Here is a 13654-nt window from a genome sequence, read left to right as displayed (position 1 = left end):
AACGAAACCGGCAACGTTGCAATTCGGCCAAAATCATGGTGCGGTCGTTCGCGGTCCAGAAACGCGGCACTATGCTCGGCTGGAAAGAAAATGGTTTCTGGCGCGGATCTCGACCTTTGACACCGACATCTACCGAGCGGCTGCTCCCCTACCTCTTTTTGCTTGGGCTGATCGTAATCGCGGTCGCTTTCCGGCCACTGCTGCCCGTCGACGAAACGCGATATCTCAGCGTCACCTGGGAAATGTATCTGAGCGGACAGATCTTCGTCCCGACGATGAATTTCGCGCCCTATCTGCAGAAGCCGCCACTGCTGTTTTGGCTTATCGACCTTGTCTGGACCGTTTTCGGCGCCAGCCGGCCGGCGGCGATGTTGGTCATCTTCGCCGCCTCCTCGCTCGTCATCTGGCTGACCACGGCGTTGGCAAAGACCCTGTTTCCGGGCCGCGACGACATCGCGCGGCGCATCCCCTGGCTGGTCGCCGGAAGCAGCGTGTTCGTCATCTATTCGACGCTGATCCTGTTCGACCTGTTGCTGACGGTCTTTGTGCTCGCCGCGCTGTTGTCGCTGATTGCCTTTGCCCGGAGCGGCAACCGCTGGCAGGCCGTTCTGGCCGGGCTGTTCATCGGCATGGGCGTGCTGACGAAAGGCCCGGTGGTGCTGATCCATATCGGCGCGCCCATCCTGTTCTACCCGTTCTGGCGCGACCGGCGGGCGGGACTGGCGACACCGAACTTCCTCGCTGGAGTGGGCCTGGCATTGCTCGCCGCGCTGATTCCGGTTGCGATCTGGCTGGTGCCGGCGACGATCCTGACAAAAGGCAATTTCGTCTATGATCTCGTCTGGAACCAGTCGGCGGGGCGCGTCACCGGCAATTTGCGCAATTCGCACGGCCGGCCGTTCTATTTCTATCTGCTGCTGCTGCCGGTCATGTTCATACCGTGGATCTTCATACCCGAGGTCTGGCGGTTGAAGCTGCGCACGCGGATACGCAGCCTGATCGACGCGAAGTCGCCGGATCTGCGCGCCTTGCGCCTGCTGTCGTTCTCGTTCGTTGCCGTGTTCTTGGTGTTCAGCGCGATATCTGGCAAGCAGCCCCACTATGTCGTGCCGATGTTGCCGTTCGTGGTCATCCTGTTCGGCTATTTCATGGCGGAGATCCCGCTCGCCAGGCTGAAGAGCTCGGCCGTCGTCATGCTTGTCATTTTCGGCATCGGCCACGCGGTGGCATCGGCAACCGCGTTCAAACGCTATGACCTGACGCCGCTCGCCAACTTCATCGACGAGCGAAAGGATGCGGACTGGGCCGTGGCTTTCGACTATCAAGGCGAAGTCGGCTTCCTGGCCCGGTTGCAAAGGCCGTTCGAAAGCACCGACAAACCGGAAGAATGGCTTGGTTCGCATCCCAGCGGCTATGTCATCGACAAAGTTTCCAAGGATCCCGGCACTGCAGGGCAAATCGCGTTCCGGCTTCGCGTCGAACGCGGTTATCTCGTCGTGCTGAAGGGACAGCATTGACGATCGTCACCGGTATGCGAGTTCGTCCCCCACGCGGGAGATGAAGGCGTTGCTGCTTCGTGGTTCCATCGCTCGATAGAACCGGGAGGTATTCATGTGCAAACTTATCTCGACGATGCTTTTTGTCCTATCGCTCGCCGTGGCCGGCCTTGCCGCCGATCCGGCATGGAGCTTCAAATGTCAGTCCGGAACGATTGGGCAAGGCAGTTGCTCCTGCTCCGGGACCGCCGACTGCACCGACATGCGGCATTCCAAAATGTGCAAGGGCGACCTGAACTGCGGTTCGGGCAAATGCTCCTGCACGGCCGCACTGGTAGTCGACCCAGGCCCGAAAACCCCCAAGCCGAAGGTCGTCGCGCCGAAGGCGACAACCGAAGGCGCCGTGAAGCAGTAGCCATCCGATCCGAAAGGACGGCGGCGGCTCAACGGCGCTGGGCCCGCCCGACGTTTCGCGGTTCATCCCCCGTGCGGGCGATGAACCGCCATCGAAGAAATGCTGCTGTCTAGGCGGAGGGTGGTTTCCAACGACAGAGCGAGGATACCATGTTGAAAACCTGCACGATGCTGTTCTTCTGCCTGATGGCGGCCACCGCGGCCGCCCAGCCGCCGCCTTCGGGGCCGCCGGTTCCCAGTGCGGCACTTGCCCCATGCAACCCCACACAATCGAACAGGCCCTGCAAAGCTGAACTCGGCGTGTTCCTGATCACCAACACCGTCCGCAACCTGGCGCAAGCCAAGGTCGACGCCACCAACGCACAGCTGGCCGCCCAGGGACGATCGTCGCGCGCATCGATCGAATCGCTGAAGCAATGGCGGCCGTCGCGCTTTGCGACGCAGATGCTGAACCAGCCGAACAGCTGGTTTGTCAAAGTTCCTTACATCCTGACCATCAAAGTCTCGATCCCGGTGACCTCCGACCGCCACATCGGCATTCCCATAGACGTCAACGTCTTCTGCAGCGGCTGGCAGACCGATTCCAGCCAGGTCATCATCCGCTCGCAACCCGGCCCGGCGAGCTTCGAAGGTGGCAACATCCTCGAAGACGTTTTCAACGTCGGCAATTACATCGACGCCCAGGTACGCAGCTCGTTTTCGGCACCCCTGCCGGTGACGACGCCGGTTCCGAATTCGAAATGCTCGGCCATAGACGGCTCCGATGCCGGCACGCAGGCCACCGACGATGATCTCATCTTCTGGACGGTGCCGCGACGCAACCTGGTGGTGACGGACGCCATAGCCAAGCCGACGATAGAAGTGACCTTCGACAGCCTCACACGCCTGGCAGCCCGCGACTTCCACAACAATGTCGTCTATGCGGAATCCGAGGCCATAAACCTCAACGTCTATGCCAATGAGGATGGCCTTCAGAAGGCGCTGACGATGCGCGAAGGCGACGTGGCTGCGCTGAACCTTCCCGCAGTACAGCTCGACGCGGGAAAATACGATTCGCTGGTCGTCATCGGCAATGTCGATCAGCCGCCGAACGATCCCAGAGACAGCGCCTTCGCAGTAGCGGCCAAGACTGCGGGATTCGGTGCCGGTTCCAAGATCATGCAGATCCCGAAGTGGTATTCGAGGCCTCCGGACCAGTTCAATCACAAGCCTACATGGATCAGAGTTCCGGGCTATGAGCTGCACTATACGGTACGCTATCTCAACAGCGGCGGGCTGGCCGTCGACGGTGGGGCCAGTACGGTCCGGCCACCAAAAGTCGCTGTTCCGATAAAGACGCTCATCAAGCCGAAAACGCCCTGACGCGGCCGCTCGCGGATGACGGCGGCGGTTCCCGCCATCTCCCGCGCGGCCGATGCGGCAGCGCCGGCTTCATGGCCTGATCTTGCGGGAACAAACGCGCCGCTGCGCCACGAGCGAGCGGCGCCATCGATGGAGACAAACGATGCTGCACTTTCCCCACACCATGCCCGCCGTCCGGATCATTGCGGCAATCTCGCTGCTTGCCTTCCCGAACTTCCTGCCGCCGGTCACGAGCCCGGCGAACGCGCTGCCGGTCAGCCAATCCTGCAGGATCACCACGTATTTCAAGACTGCGGCAAAGGCGACGGAGGTTGGCCTGCGCTCGACGTGCCAGGGCGTCAAAAAATGGGGCGTCACCTCGAAATATTACGAGGTGGAAAAAATCGAAGCCGCCACGCCCCCGCACACGTCGGGTGGCGGCGGCAGCCTGCCGTGCGAGTTTCTCGCTGCCGGCTGCTCCAACCTGCCCGTGAAACGCAACTGAGCGCCAGGCGAACGAGCTAGCCGATCGCCTTCTCCAAAACCAGCGCCGGCAATCCTGAGGCGCCGCCGCAATCGGCCGTGTTGCCGGCGGGCAAGAACCCTCTCGAGCGGTAAAAGGCGATGGCCGGAGCATTTGCTTCCTCGACCTCGACGCGCAGCGTCCGGGCCTCCGGAAAGCTGGCCTCGATCTCGTCCAGCAGCGCCTGGCCGATGCCTTGCCTCTGCCAGGCCGGATGCACGTAAAGCTGGTTCAGCATGACGATCCCGGGATCCGTGGTGGCGGCGGCGAAGGCCATGCCGCCGATGCTCTTGCCGTCGTCGGCGAGCAGGAACTCCGAGTTCGGCCGCGTCAGCCGTGCTTTGAGTGCGGCAATCGAATGCCATTCATCGGTGATTTCGGTGACCCGCGCCGCGCCGTAGATGGCGTCATAGGTGGCATGCCAGGTCTCGATCAGCAATGCGCGTACCGCCGCAAGATCGCGCTCGCCGGCGGTACGGACGAACATCCTACTCGATCCCGAGCCTGGCCTTGACCAGCTCGTTGACCGCCTGCGGATTGGCCTTGCCGCCGGTCGCCTTCATCACCTGGCCGACGAACCAGCCGGCCATGGTCGGCTTGGCGCGCGCCTGTTCGACCTTGTCTGGGTTGGCTGCGATCACCTCGTCCACCGCCTTTTCGATGGCGCCGGTATCGGTGACCTGCTTCATGCCGCGGCTTTCGACCAGCTGACGCGGATCGCCGCCCTCGTTCCAGACGATCTCGAACAGATCCTTGGCGATTTTGCCGGAGATGGTGCCTTCCTTGATCAGGTCGATGACGGCACCAAGCTGGTTGGGCGAAACAGGAGCGTTTTCAATATCCTTGCCGGCTTTGTTCAAGGCCCCCAGGAGGTCGTTGATGACCCAGTTGGCGGCGAGCTTGCCGTCGCGCCCGGCCGCCACCTTCTCGAAATAATCGGCAATCGCCTTTTCAGAAACCAGGATCGAGGCATCGTAGGTCGACAGGCCGAGCGAGGTGATCAGCCGCGCCTTCTTGGCGTCCGGAAGTTCCGGCAGGTCCTTTGCCAGCGCGTCGACATAGGCCTGGTCGAATTCCAGCGGCAGAAGGTCGGGATCGGGGAAATAGCGATAGTCGTGCGCTTCTTCCTTGGAGCGCATCGAGCGCGTCTCGCCCTTGTTGGGGTCGAACAGCCGCGTTTCCTGTTCGATCCTGCCGCCGTCCTCGAGGATGGCAATCTGGCGGCGCGCCTCATAGTCGATGGCCTGGCCGATGAAACGGATCGAGTTGACGTTCTTGATCTCGCAGCGCGTGCCGAATTCACCGCCGAGCCGGCGTACCGAGACGTTGACGTCGGCGCGCAACGAGCCTTCGTCCATATTGCCGTCGCACGTGCCGAGATAGCGCACGATCGTGCGCAGCTTGGTGACATAGGCCTTGGCTTCATCGGCGGAGCGCATATCCGGCTTGGAGACGATCTCCATCAGCGCCACGCCGGAGCGGTTGAGATCGACATAGGACATCGTCGCATGCTGGTCGTGCATCGACTTGCCGGCATCCTGCTCAAGGTGCAGGCGCTCGATGCCGACCTCGATGTCCTCGAACTCGCCCTGCCGGTCCGGGCCGACCGAGACGATCACCTTGCCCTCGCCGACGATCGGCTGCTTGAACTGCGAGATCTGGTAGCCCTGCGGCAGATCAGGATAGAAATAGTTTTTCCTGTCGAAGACCGATTTGAAATTGATCTCAGCCTTCAGGCCCAGCCCGGTACGGATCGCCTGCTTGACGCATTCTTCGTTGATGACCGGCAGCATGCCGGGCATCGCCGCGTCGACCAGGCTGACATTGGCATTGGGCGCGGCGCCGAAAATGGTCGAGGCGCCGGAAAACAGCTTTGCCTGTGAGGTCACCTGCGCATGGACCTCGAGGCCGATGATGATCTCCCAGTCGCCGGTGGCGCCGGGAACCAGGCGCTTGGCGTCGGGCGTGCGGGTATCGATGATGCTCATAAGGGCCTGCATATTGAAATTGCGGATATGCGAGAACGCATATTTTGATGTGCAACTTCGCTAGTGCAAACCGCCAAAAGAGACAAGCGCAAAGCCGCAGGCGCCGACGCGGCACAGGCCCGCACCTGCCGCGATGGACTGCTATAGCGGCTTGAAAAGATTCAATGGCCGGCAACCCGGCCGCCGTCGCCTCATGCCGTGGCGATGTAGGCCCTGATCTCCTCGGCCTCGCGCTCGACATCCTCGATGCGCCGCTTGACCACGTCGCCGATCGACACGATGCCGTCGAGCAGCCCGTTCTTTTCCACCGGCAGATGGCGGAAGCGGCCCTTGGTCATGATCTCCATGACCTCGTTGACGGTGTGGTTCTCATTGCAGATCTTCACCTTGGGCGTCATCGCCGAGCGGATGGCGAGGTCGAGCGCCGCGGCCCCCTCTTTGGCGAGAACCCGCACCACATCGCGCTCGGAAAGAATGCCGACGATCTTGTGATCGCCGTTGGTGATGACCAGCGCGCCGATCCTGTGTTCGGAAAGCATGCGGATGGCTTCGCTGAGCTTTTCGTTCGGCCCGAGCGTCACCACGTCGTGGCCTTTTGCCTCGAGAATTGCCTTAACAGTCATGGCGTCCTCCTCTGCATTTCCTTGCCGGCTCCTGCCCTGGCCGGCTTTTCCCTGGGATGAACATGGTGCGCCGCGATCGGTTGCTTTTCAAGTGCGGAGGTCTCAGGTCTCCGGCTCGTCCGCCTGCCGGGGCACCTGCTCTCGCCGATCAAAAAACCGCAGGCCGAAGAAGCCGGCAAGAAAGCCGCCAATATGGGCTTCCCAGGCGATCTGGCCGTCAATGCCGGGCGCCAGGCCGAAGAGGCCGGTCGCGAGGTTGATCACCATCCACATGGCGAGAAAGGTGACGACGCCGCGCGAGCGCAGCACCGCCGCCATCGGCAAAGGCTGGCCGGCGAAGGCGGCCTTGCCCGACGAGCGATCGATACGGAAGCCGTAGCGTGCCGCCGCGCCCATCATGCCGGAAATCGCGCCGGAGGCACCGACCAGCGGCGCCTCGCCAAGCGGATGCATGGCCCAGAACAGCGCCACCGCCGCCAATCCGGTCGCGGCGAAGAACAGGCTGAAGCGCAGCGCGCCGAAGCGGTTGGCCAGCGGTGAGCCGAAGGCCGCAAGCCACACCATGTTGATGGCAAGATGGGCAAAGCCGCCATGCAGGAAGGCATACGTAAAGGGCCGAGAAAACAGGAACCAGTCGAAGCCGTATTGGCCAGTATAGAGAACAGGAATGAAGGCCCCGTCGTACAATAGTGTCAGCTGCTGGTCTTGGCTAAGCACATACTGCTGCATCAGAAAGACGAGGACGCAGATGCCGATCACCGCCAGCACGACGGGCGGCAGGTTGAACACCGGTTCGCGGCGCTGCTCCGGTTCGCGGGCGACAGGCTCACCCTGGCCCTGCTCGATCTCCGGTGGGCTTTCTGGGTCGCTCATATGGCTTGCACTCAGTCGCTGGATTGGACTTCGCGAGCATGTAGATCACGGCCAACCGAATCACAAACGACGAATCAGCAGCCCCGAATCAAAAAAGAAGCCGTCCAAGGTTTCCCTTGAACGGCTGGTCGAGCCCCCTTGCTCCCCCGAACTCTTGACTGAAGTGCTGCCGATCGTCGCAAAACGACTGCTTCTGGAGTGGTTTTGGTGTGCCACAGGCCTGGCAGGCACGCAACGTAAACCAGTTGTTAACCTTAACCGCCCCGACCCGTGAACAAGTATTAACGATGCTGGCACGCATCCTGCTCCGCAACGCATGTAGGTCTTCGGAGGGCGCCCTTCTGTTCACCGATGGGACATCAGAAGACAGAATGCGCGGAGCAGCATTAGCATGAACCAGACCGGATCGATCACGCTGTTCCATTATTGGAACCGGTTGCGTGACGGACGCCCTGCCCCGAAGCGCTCGGAAGTCGAACCGGCCGATATCAAGTCGCTGCTGGCCGACACGTTCATCCTGGAAAAGGACACGCGCGGCGAAGCGGTGTTCCGGCTCGCCGGCACCAGGCTCTGCGCGGTCTATGGCCGCGAACTCAAGGGGTTTTCATTCCCTTCGCTGTGGCGCGAGAAGGACCAGCGGCTGATTTCGAAGCTGACCGACGGCGTCTTCGACCTGAAATCGGTGGCCCTCATCACCTATGAGGGTTTCAGCCGCACTGGTCGCTCCAACAGGTTCGAGCTGCTCGCGCTGCCGCTCGACGGCGGGGTCGAGAGCCCGCGCTGCCTCGGCGTGATAAGCGCCGTCGAAAAGCCTTTCTGGCTGGGTGCCGACCCGGTCCTCGACGCCTTGATCGATTCGATCCGTGTCGTCGATCCCGACAAGGAGCCGATGTTCCTGAAGAACCGGCCGGCGATAGAGGTTCCCTCGCTCGCCCCATCGGAATTCGACCCGCCCGAGACGATTTCGGCGCTCGGCCAGGCCCGCCGCATCCGTCACCTGGTCGTCTTCGACGGCGGACGCGAGGAATGATGCCCAAAGATTAAAGCAACAGCGCCGGGCTTTCCCCTTTGTTAACCTGCTTTGTTGTAGTTTTCCGCTGAAATTCCCCGCATCCATGCGCGGAATGCCGAACGGGGTATGGCAGTGATGAGGTCAGCGGCGGTCGACCATGCGCCGTCCCAAGCTGAAAGGCGTAACTTTCAGCGCGTCCGCGTGAAGATTTACGGACGCTTCATGCTGGAAGACCGCACCGAACATCCCTGCCAGGTGGTCGACATGTCGCCTGGCAACGTTGCGCTGCGCACCGAGCGCGCCGGCCTGGCTGGCGAAAAGGTCATTGCCTATATCGATCACATCGGCCGCATCGAAGGCGTCATCACCCGCACCCTGCAGGATGGCTTTGCGATGACCGTCATCGCGTCGGAGCGCAAGAGGGACAAGCTCGCCGCGCAACTGACCTGGCTTGCCAACAAGCACGAGCTCGACCTGCCGGAAGACCGCCGCCATGAACGCGTCGCACCGCGCAACCCGACGAGCGTGCTGCAGCTTGCCGACGGACGGCAGTACCAGTGCCGCATCATCGACCTGTCGCTGTCGGGCGCGGCGATCGAGATCGACGTCAAGCCGGCCATCGGCGTCCAGGTGACGCTGGGCACCATGCGCGGCCAGGTGGTGCGTCATTTCGAAGATGGCGTCGCCATCGAGTTCGCCGTCATCCAGCGGCCGGAAACGCTCGATACCGAATTCAGCTCGCCGCGCGGCTGACGCGGAAGCGTTCGCGCCATCGGGAAGAGAGGCTGGCGATCCTTCGCGCCCCCCGTCTGTCCTGCCATCCTAGCTGTTCGAACGATGCGACGAAGCATGGGAACGCACCGGCTGGAATCCTTAAACAATTCTATACTCAATTGCATCAAATTTTATGTTTATTCTATTGGCGTTTTACTTAATGTCTACTTCGCGCTTTTGCGTCAAATAAATCCAGCCCTGTCATTGTCTCCTCAAACGGGGAGACTGAATAATGAACAGGATGAGGGGCAAGCTGTTGCTGGCGGCAATAGCGATGCAGCTTTTCGGCTGGGGGACTGCAAACGCGGCGGAGCCGGCCTTCATGCACACCGGCGGCCGCACCACACAGCCGGTCGGTCACTACGAATTGTGCCAGCAGCTTCCGCAGGAATGCAATCAGAGGACGCCTGGCCGGGCACCCGTCGAGCTCACCCGCAAGCTGTGGGCGATGATCGTCAAGGTCAATAATTCGGTCAACAGCAAGGTCGCGCCGCGCACCGACATGGAAATGTGGGGCAAGGAGGAAGTCTGGTCCTTTCCCAATAACGGCTTCGGCGACTGCGAGGACTATGCGCTGGAAAAGCGCCGCGAGCTGATGAGCATCGGCGTGCCGGCCGGCGATCTGCTGATGACGGTGGTGCGCCAGCGCAATGGCGACGGCCATGCGGTGCTGACCGTGCGCACTAGCCTTGGAGAGTTCATCCTCGACAATCTCCAGCCCAAGGTGCTGTCCTGGACCAATACCAGCTACACCTACCTGAAGCGCCAGTCCGAGCGGAATTCCGGCGCCTGGGTGACGATCAACGACGGCCGCTCCGACGCGGTCGCCAGCGTCCGCTGAGGACGCGACGCAAAACCCGGTCGAGTCCCCACCCTCCCCGTCCCCAACGACCGGGTTTAAGGAGCCGGCCCCGTCCCCGGGCCGGCTCCACCATTTCCGGCGGAACACATCTCGATACAGTTATCTCGGCTTTGCCTCCAACCGCGCTTCGTCATCCAAGCTGTCGCACGACCGTTTGTGCGATACCTAGCTGTCGTTCGCCGTCGAAACGCTGTTACTTGCCCCTGATACGGAACGCGTCGACAAAGGCGGAAAACGCCGGAGAGGGATGGCGTCGGCTTGGATAGTACAGGTGGTAACCCTGGAACGTCGGGCACCATTTGGTCAGGACTTCCTGGAGAAGGCCACTCTCAATGTGTAGAAGGACGAGTTCGCGCGGTAGATAGGCCAAGCCCACACCGTCAAGCGCGGCCTGGATCGCCGGCCCCATATTGTTAAGCGTCAGTTGCCCCTCGACCCGAGCGCTGAACTCGCGCGCGCCTTCCCGCAATTCCCACGCATAGACCGATCCTGACGTCGGCAGCCTGTAGTTGATGCAGTTATGGTCGGTCAGCTGCTGCGGCGTCTCCGGCGGTGTCCGGTGGGCGAAGTAATGGGGTGAGCCGACCACAGTGTAGGTCACGTCCGCTCCGATGCGCACGGCTACCATATCCCGGGCAATGGACTCGCCCAGCCGCACGCCGGCATCGAACTGGCGCTCGACGATGTTGGTGAAGGCGTTATCGACCACCAGCTCGACATTGATATCGGGGAAGTCGCTCAGGAACTTTGGCAGCCGGGCGCGGAAGACAATGTCGACCGAATCGTCGGTGCACACCAGGCGAATGTTGCCGGACGGCCTGTCGCGCAGGACGCCGAGAGCGCTGACCTCAGCCGCGATCCCTTCGAAATGCGGTTCGATGCCTTCCTTGAGGCGTTGACCGGCCGCCGTCGGGGCCACGTCGCGCGTGGTGCGAGACAGAAGACGAACGCCAAGCCGCGACTCCAGCGACTTGATGGTGTGGCTAAGAGCCGAAGGAGTGACGCCGAGCTTGGCGGCTGCTCGGGTGAAGCTCCGCGTCCGGGTGATCTCCAGGAACGCGCGCATTTCGGCGAACTCGTCGCGTGGCATTGATGAGCCTCATTCACAACCACATCAAAATTATACCCGCTAGTCGCATTTGACCAGCCCGACTACTTAGTTCGCGAACGGACAGGAGACTGCCTTATGACTTTTGAACTCGCGCTGGACGAGGCCGCCGCTGCTGACGGCGGGACGACCCCATGGTCTGCGGTGGTCTGCCTGTCGCTGCTGACCTTCCTTCTGGTCGGACTGGAGTTCCTGCCGGTCAGCCTGCTCACCCCGATCGCTCAGGATCTGGCCGTCTCAGAGGGTCAGGCAGGCCAGGCAATCGCGGTGTCCGGATTCTTCGCCGTGGTTACCAGCCTCTTCGGCAACTCGCTCTTGCGAAACGTCGATCGACGGACGGTGGTTCTGCTCTATACGGCAGTGCTGGCGGTATCGAGCCTGGCGGTGGCGCTTGCTCCCAACTTCCTGGTCTTCCTGGCCGGGCGGGCGTTGGTCGGCATCGCGATCGGCGGTTTCTGGTCACTGTCGACGGCCATTCTGGCCCGCCTGGCCGCGGGACCCGACCTGCCCAAGGCCATTGCCTTGCTCCAGGGTGGCACTGCCTTCGCATTGGTGATCGCCGCGCCTGTCGGCAGCTTCCTCGGATCGCTGATCGGATGGCGGGGGACCTTTTTCGTCACTGTCCCCATCGGCTTTGCGGCGCTCGTGTGGCAGTTGGCCGTTCTCCCGAAGATGCCACCGATGGAGGCCGCCTCGGTGTCGAGCATGTTCGGCCTGCTGCGGAATCGCAGATTCGCCATCGGCATGGGCGCGACCGGGCTCGCTTTCATCGGGCAGAACGCGCTCTCGATCTATCTGCGGCCGTTTCTGGAAAACGTGACGGGCCTTGAGGTGAACACCCTCTCAATGGCTCTATTGGGCGTCGGCCTCGGTGGCCTGGCGGGACTGTCGATCGTCGGCCTCATACTCCGGCGGCACCTCACAGCCGTGCTGATCGGGCTGCCGAGTGCACTCGCGGTCTTCGCTCTACTGCTGATTGCCTTTGGACCGTATGCACGCGCTACGGCCGGCCTGCTGGTTCTTTGGGGACTGTTCGCGACCCCGATCCCGGTGGCGTGGAACACCTGGATGACCACGCTCATCCCTGAAGACCTGGAGGCCGGGGGCGGACTCCAGGTCGCCCTGATCCAGTTCGCGATCGCGGGCGGCGCTATTGCAGGAGGCCTGCTGTTCGACGTGGCCGGCTGGTGGAGCGCCTTCCTTCTCGCCGCGGTCCTGCTCACGGGCTCGGCCTTGCTCGCCGCCTCGGCCGGCCCCCGCACCTGAACGCTTTCAATTCTTGTCTAGGAGAATCTCATGTCCGAAGGAATCGAGAACAAGGTCGTCGTCATCACCGGTGCCAGCAGTGACCTCGGTGAAGCGACGGCACGCCATCTTGCCGCACGAGGCGCTTCCGTGGTGCTGGGTGCACGCCGGTCACACCGCATCGACGCCCTTGTCCAGGAACTGACCGCCGCTGGGCTCAAGGCCAAGGCCGTTACAACGGACGTCACCGACGCCGGCCAGGTCCAGAACCTGGTGAACACGGCGGTCCGGGAATTCGGCCGCATCGACGTGATGCTGAACAATGCGGGCCTCATGCCGTTAGCCCCGCTCGAACGGCTCAAGGTCGACGAATGGGACCGGATGATCGACGTCAACATCAAGGGCGTCCTTTACGGCATCGCGGCCGCGCTTCCGTACATGAAGGAGCAGCGATCGGGGCACATTATCAATGTCTCGTCCGTCTACGGCCATGTGGTCGACCCGGGTGCGGCAGTCTATTGCGCCACCAAGTTCGCCGTGCGTGCGCTGTCCGAGGGTCTGCGGAAAGAGGTGAAGCCCTACAATATCCGGACTACGGTGATCTCGCCGGGCGCTGTCAGCACAGAGTTGCTCGAGCATATCAGCGAGCAGGATATCCAACAGGGCACCAGGGACTTCGTGAGCAAGATCGCCGTGGGGCCAGATACGTTTGCCCGCACGGTCGCCTTCGCGATCAACGAGCCCGACGACGTCGATATCAACGAGATCTTGTTCCGGCCGACCGCCCAGCCGGTTTGACTTGGAGGGGCTATGCTTTCGGTATCCTAAGGCCCGGCTCCGTTATTTCATGGGCATCGCCGATTGTTCTTCCTTCAACCCCGCCCTGAACCGCCTGCCGTTTGCCACATAGTGCGCGGCCGAGGCGCGCAGCCTGGCGATTGCGGCCTCGTCGAGCATCCTGACGACGCGCGCGGGCGAGCCGACGATCAGCGAATTGTCGGGAAATTTCTTGCCTTCGGTGACCAGCGCACCGGCGCCGACCATCGAGTTGTTGCCGATCTTCGCGCCGTTCAGAACGATGGCGCCCATGCCGATCAGGCTGTTGTCGCCGATCGTGCAGCCATGCAGCAGGGCACGGTGGCCGATCGTGCAGCCTTGGCCGACGGTCAGCGGAAAGCCGGCGTCGGTGTGCATGATTGTGTGCTCCTGCACGTTTGTGTCGGCGCCGATGACGATCGGCTCGTCGTCGCCGCGGACGACGACGCTGAACCAGAAGCCGGCATTGCGGCCGATCCTGATATTGCCGATCAGAGTGGCGTCGGGCGCGATCCAGTTGCTGTCGGGGTCCTCGAAGGCGGGCGCTTTTCCGTCAATCGCGTAGATCGGCATTGCTGT

Annotated in this window: 15 protein-coding genes; 9 read left to right on the top strand and 6 right to left on the bottom strand. The window is 62.2% G+C overall.

Annotated elements, in window-relative coordinates; genetic code table 11:
- Nucleotides 1-116 precede the first annotated feature (116 nt).
- The 4 genes from NKI95_RS27740 (at nt 117) to NKI95_RS27725 (ending at nt 3756) form a co-directional block, all read left to right on the top strand.
- On the top strand, nt 117-1517 hold the full coding sequence (locus tag NKI95_RS27740; RefSeq protein ID WP_352720757.1) for an ArnT family glycosyltransferase: 1401 nt from the start codon (nt 117-119) through the stop codon (nt 1515-1517).
- Nucleotides 1518-1611: 94 nt separating this feature from the next.
- On the top strand, nt 1612-1911 hold the full coding sequence (locus tag NKI95_RS27735) for a hypothetical protein (protein ID WP_352720755.1): 300 nt from the start codon (nt 1612-1614) through the stop codon (nt 1909-1911).
- A 149-nt stretch (nt 1912-2060) separates the two neighbouring features.
- The gene (locus NKI95_RS27730; protein ID WP_352720753.1) at nt 2061-3272 is read left to right on the top strand and encodes a hypothetical protein; all 1212 of its coding nucleotides are present in this window, start codon (nt 2061-2063) and stop codon (nt 3270-3272) included.
- Nucleotides 3273-3414: 142 nt separating this feature from the next.
- Nucleotides 3415-3756 carry a hypothetical protein gene (locus NKI95_RS27725; RefSeq protein ID WP_352720751.1) on the top strand — a complete coding sequence of 114 codons (342 nt, stop codon included), beginning with the start codon at nt 3415-3417 and terminating at the stop codon, nt 3754-3756.
- Between the two features lie 16 nt (nt 3757-3772).
- Here NKI95_RS27725 and NKI95_RS27720 read toward each other — a convergent pair whose 3' ends face one another.
- From NKI95_RS27720 to NKI95_RS27705, 4 genes are all read right to left on the bottom strand, one after another.
- Entirely contained in the window at nt 3773-4261 is a 489-nt protein-coding gene (locus tag NKI95_RS27720; RefSeq protein ID WP_352720749.1) for a GNAT family N-acetyltransferase, read from the bottom strand.
- A 1-nt stretch (nt 4262) separates the two neighbouring features.
- Nucleotides 4263-5762, bottom strand: a complete 1500-nt coding sequence (gene gatB, locus NKI95_RS27715) for an Asp-tRNA(Asn)/Glu-tRNA(Gln) amidotransferase subunit GatB (protein ID WP_352720746.1) — start codon at nt 5760-5762, stop codon at nt 4263-4265.
- A 191-nt stretch (nt 5763-5953) separates the two neighbouring features.
- Entirely contained in the window at nt 5954-6385 is a 432-nt protein-coding gene (locus NKI95_RS27710) for a CBS domain-containing protein (RefSeq protein WP_023717464.1), read from the bottom strand.
- A 102-nt stretch (nt 6386-6487) separates the two neighbouring features.
- Nucleotides 6488-7258, bottom strand: coding sequence for a rhomboid family intramembrane serine protease (locus NKI95_RS27705; RefSeq protein ID WP_352720744.1), 771 nt, complete (start codon nt 7256-7258; stop codon nt 6488-6490).
- Nucleotides 7259-7649: 391 nt separating this feature from the next.
- Here NKI95_RS27705 and NKI95_RS27700 point away from each other — a divergent pair, with 391 nt between their 5' ends.
- The 3 genes from NKI95_RS27700 (at nt 7650) to NKI95_RS27690 (ending at nt 9885) form a co-directional block, all read left to right on the top strand.
- A complete protein-coding gene (locus NKI95_RS27700; protein ID WP_352720741.1) occupies nt 7650-8288 on the top strand; it encodes a PAS domain-containing protein in 639 nt (212 codons plus the stop codon).
- 117 nt (nt 8289-8405) lie between these two features.
- Complete coding sequence (locus NKI95_RS27695; protein WP_352720739.1) at nt 8406-9023, top strand: PilZ domain-containing protein; 618 nt, start codon at nt 8406-8408, stop codon at nt 9021-9023.
- 262 nt (nt 9024-9285) lie between these two features.
- Nucleotides 9286-9885, top strand: coding sequence for a transglutaminase-like cysteine peptidase (locus NKI95_RS27690; RefSeq protein WP_352720823.1), 600 nt, complete (start codon nt 9286-9288; stop codon nt 9883-9885).
- 214 nt (nt 9886-10099) lie between these two features.
- On the opposite strand, the gene NKI95_RS27685 is transcribed toward NKI95_RS27690, so the two are convergent.
- Nucleotides 10100-10996: a LysR family transcriptional regulator gene (locus tag NKI95_RS27685; protein WP_352720737.1), complete on the bottom strand. Its 897-nt coding sequence runs from the start codon at nt 10994-10996 to the stop codon at nt 10100-10102.
- Nucleotides 10997-11092: 96 nt separating this feature from the next.
- On the opposite strand from NKI95_RS27685, the gene NKI95_RS27680 reads away from it, so the two are divergent.
- Nucleotides 11093-12280, top strand: coding sequence for an MFS transporter (locus tag NKI95_RS27680; protein ID WP_352720735.1), 1188 nt, complete (start codon nt 11093-11095; stop codon nt 12278-12280).
- Between the two features lie 30 nt (nt 12281-12310).
- Nucleotides 12311-13057: an SDR family oxidoreductase gene (locus tag NKI95_RS27675; RefSeq protein WP_352720733.1), complete on the top strand. Its 747-nt coding sequence runs from the start codon at nt 12311-12313 to the stop codon at nt 13055-13057.
- Nucleotides 13058-13099: 42 nt separating this feature from the next.
- On the opposite strand, the gene NKI95_RS27670 is transcribed toward NKI95_RS27675, so the two are convergent.
- Nucleotides 13100-13648 (bottom strand): gamma carbonic anhydrase family protein, encoded by a 549-nt coding sequence (locus NKI95_RS27670; protein ID WP_352720730.1) that lies wholly within the window; start codon nt 13646-13648, stop codon nt 13100-13102.
- Nucleotides 13649-13654: the final 6 nt, after the last annotated feature.

The sequence above is a fragment of the Mesorhizobium sp. M0306 genome (genome assembly GCF_040321655.1).
Classification (GTDB): Bacteria; Pseudomonadota; Alphaproteobacteria; order Rhizobiales; family Rhizobiaceae; genus Mesorhizobium.
This window is presented reverse-complemented; position numbering and strand designations above follow the sequence as displayed.

Coding starts and splice junctions, on each gene's coding strand:
- NKI95_RS27735 (WP_352720755.1), top strand. CDS start 1,612: ATGTGCAAACTTATCTCGACGATGCTTTTTGTCCTATCGCTCGCCGTG.
- NKI95_RS27730 (WP_352720753.1), top strand. CDS start 2,061: ATGTTGAAAACCTGCACGATGCTGTTCTTCTGCCTGATGGCGGCCACC.
- NKI95_RS27725 (WP_352720751.1), top strand. CDS start 3,415: ATGCTGCACTTTCCCCACACCATGCCCGCCGTCCGGATCATTGCGGCA.
- NKI95_RS27720 (WP_352720749.1), bottom strand. CDS start 4,261: ATGTTCGTCCGTACCGCCGGCGAGCGCGATCTTGCGGCGGTACGCGCA.
- gatB (WP_352720746.1), bottom strand. CDS start 5,762: ATGAGCATCATCGATACCCGCACGCCCGACGCCAAGCGCCTGGTTCCC.
- NKI95_RS27710 (WP_023717464.1), bottom strand. CDS start 6,385: ATGACTGTTAAGGCAATTCTCGAGGCAAAAGGCCACGACGTGGTGACG.
- NKI95_RS27705 (WP_352720744.1), bottom strand. CDS start 7,258: ATGAGCGACCCAGAAAGCCCACCGGAGATCGAGCAGGGCCAGGGTGAG.
- NKI95_RS27700 (WP_352720741.1), top strand. CDS start 7,650: ATGAACCAGACCGGATCGATCACGCTGTTCCATTATTGGAACCGGTTG.
- NKI95_RS27695 (WP_352720739.1), top strand. CDS start 8,406: ATGAGGTCAGCGGCGGTCGACCATGCGCCGTCCCAAGCTGAAAGGCGT.
- NKI95_RS27690 (WP_352720823.1), top strand. CDS start 9,286: ATGAGGGGCAAGCTGTTGCTGGCGGCAATAGCGATGCAGCTTTTCGGC.
- NKI95_RS27685 (WP_352720737.1), bottom strand. CDS start 10,996: ATGCCACGCGACGAGTTCGCCGAAATGCGCGCGTTCCTGGAGATCACC.
- NKI95_RS27680 (WP_352720735.1), top strand. CDS start 11,093: ATGACTTTTGAACTCGCGCTGGACGAGGCCGCCGCTGCTGACGGCGGG.
- NKI95_RS27675 (WP_352720733.1), top strand. CDS start 12,311: ATGTCCGAAGGAATCGAGAACAAGGTCGTCGTCATCACCGGTGCCAGC.
- NKI95_RS27670 (WP_352720730.1), bottom strand. CDS start 13,648: ATGCCGATCTACGCGATTGACGGAAAAGCGCCCGCCTTCGAGGACCCC.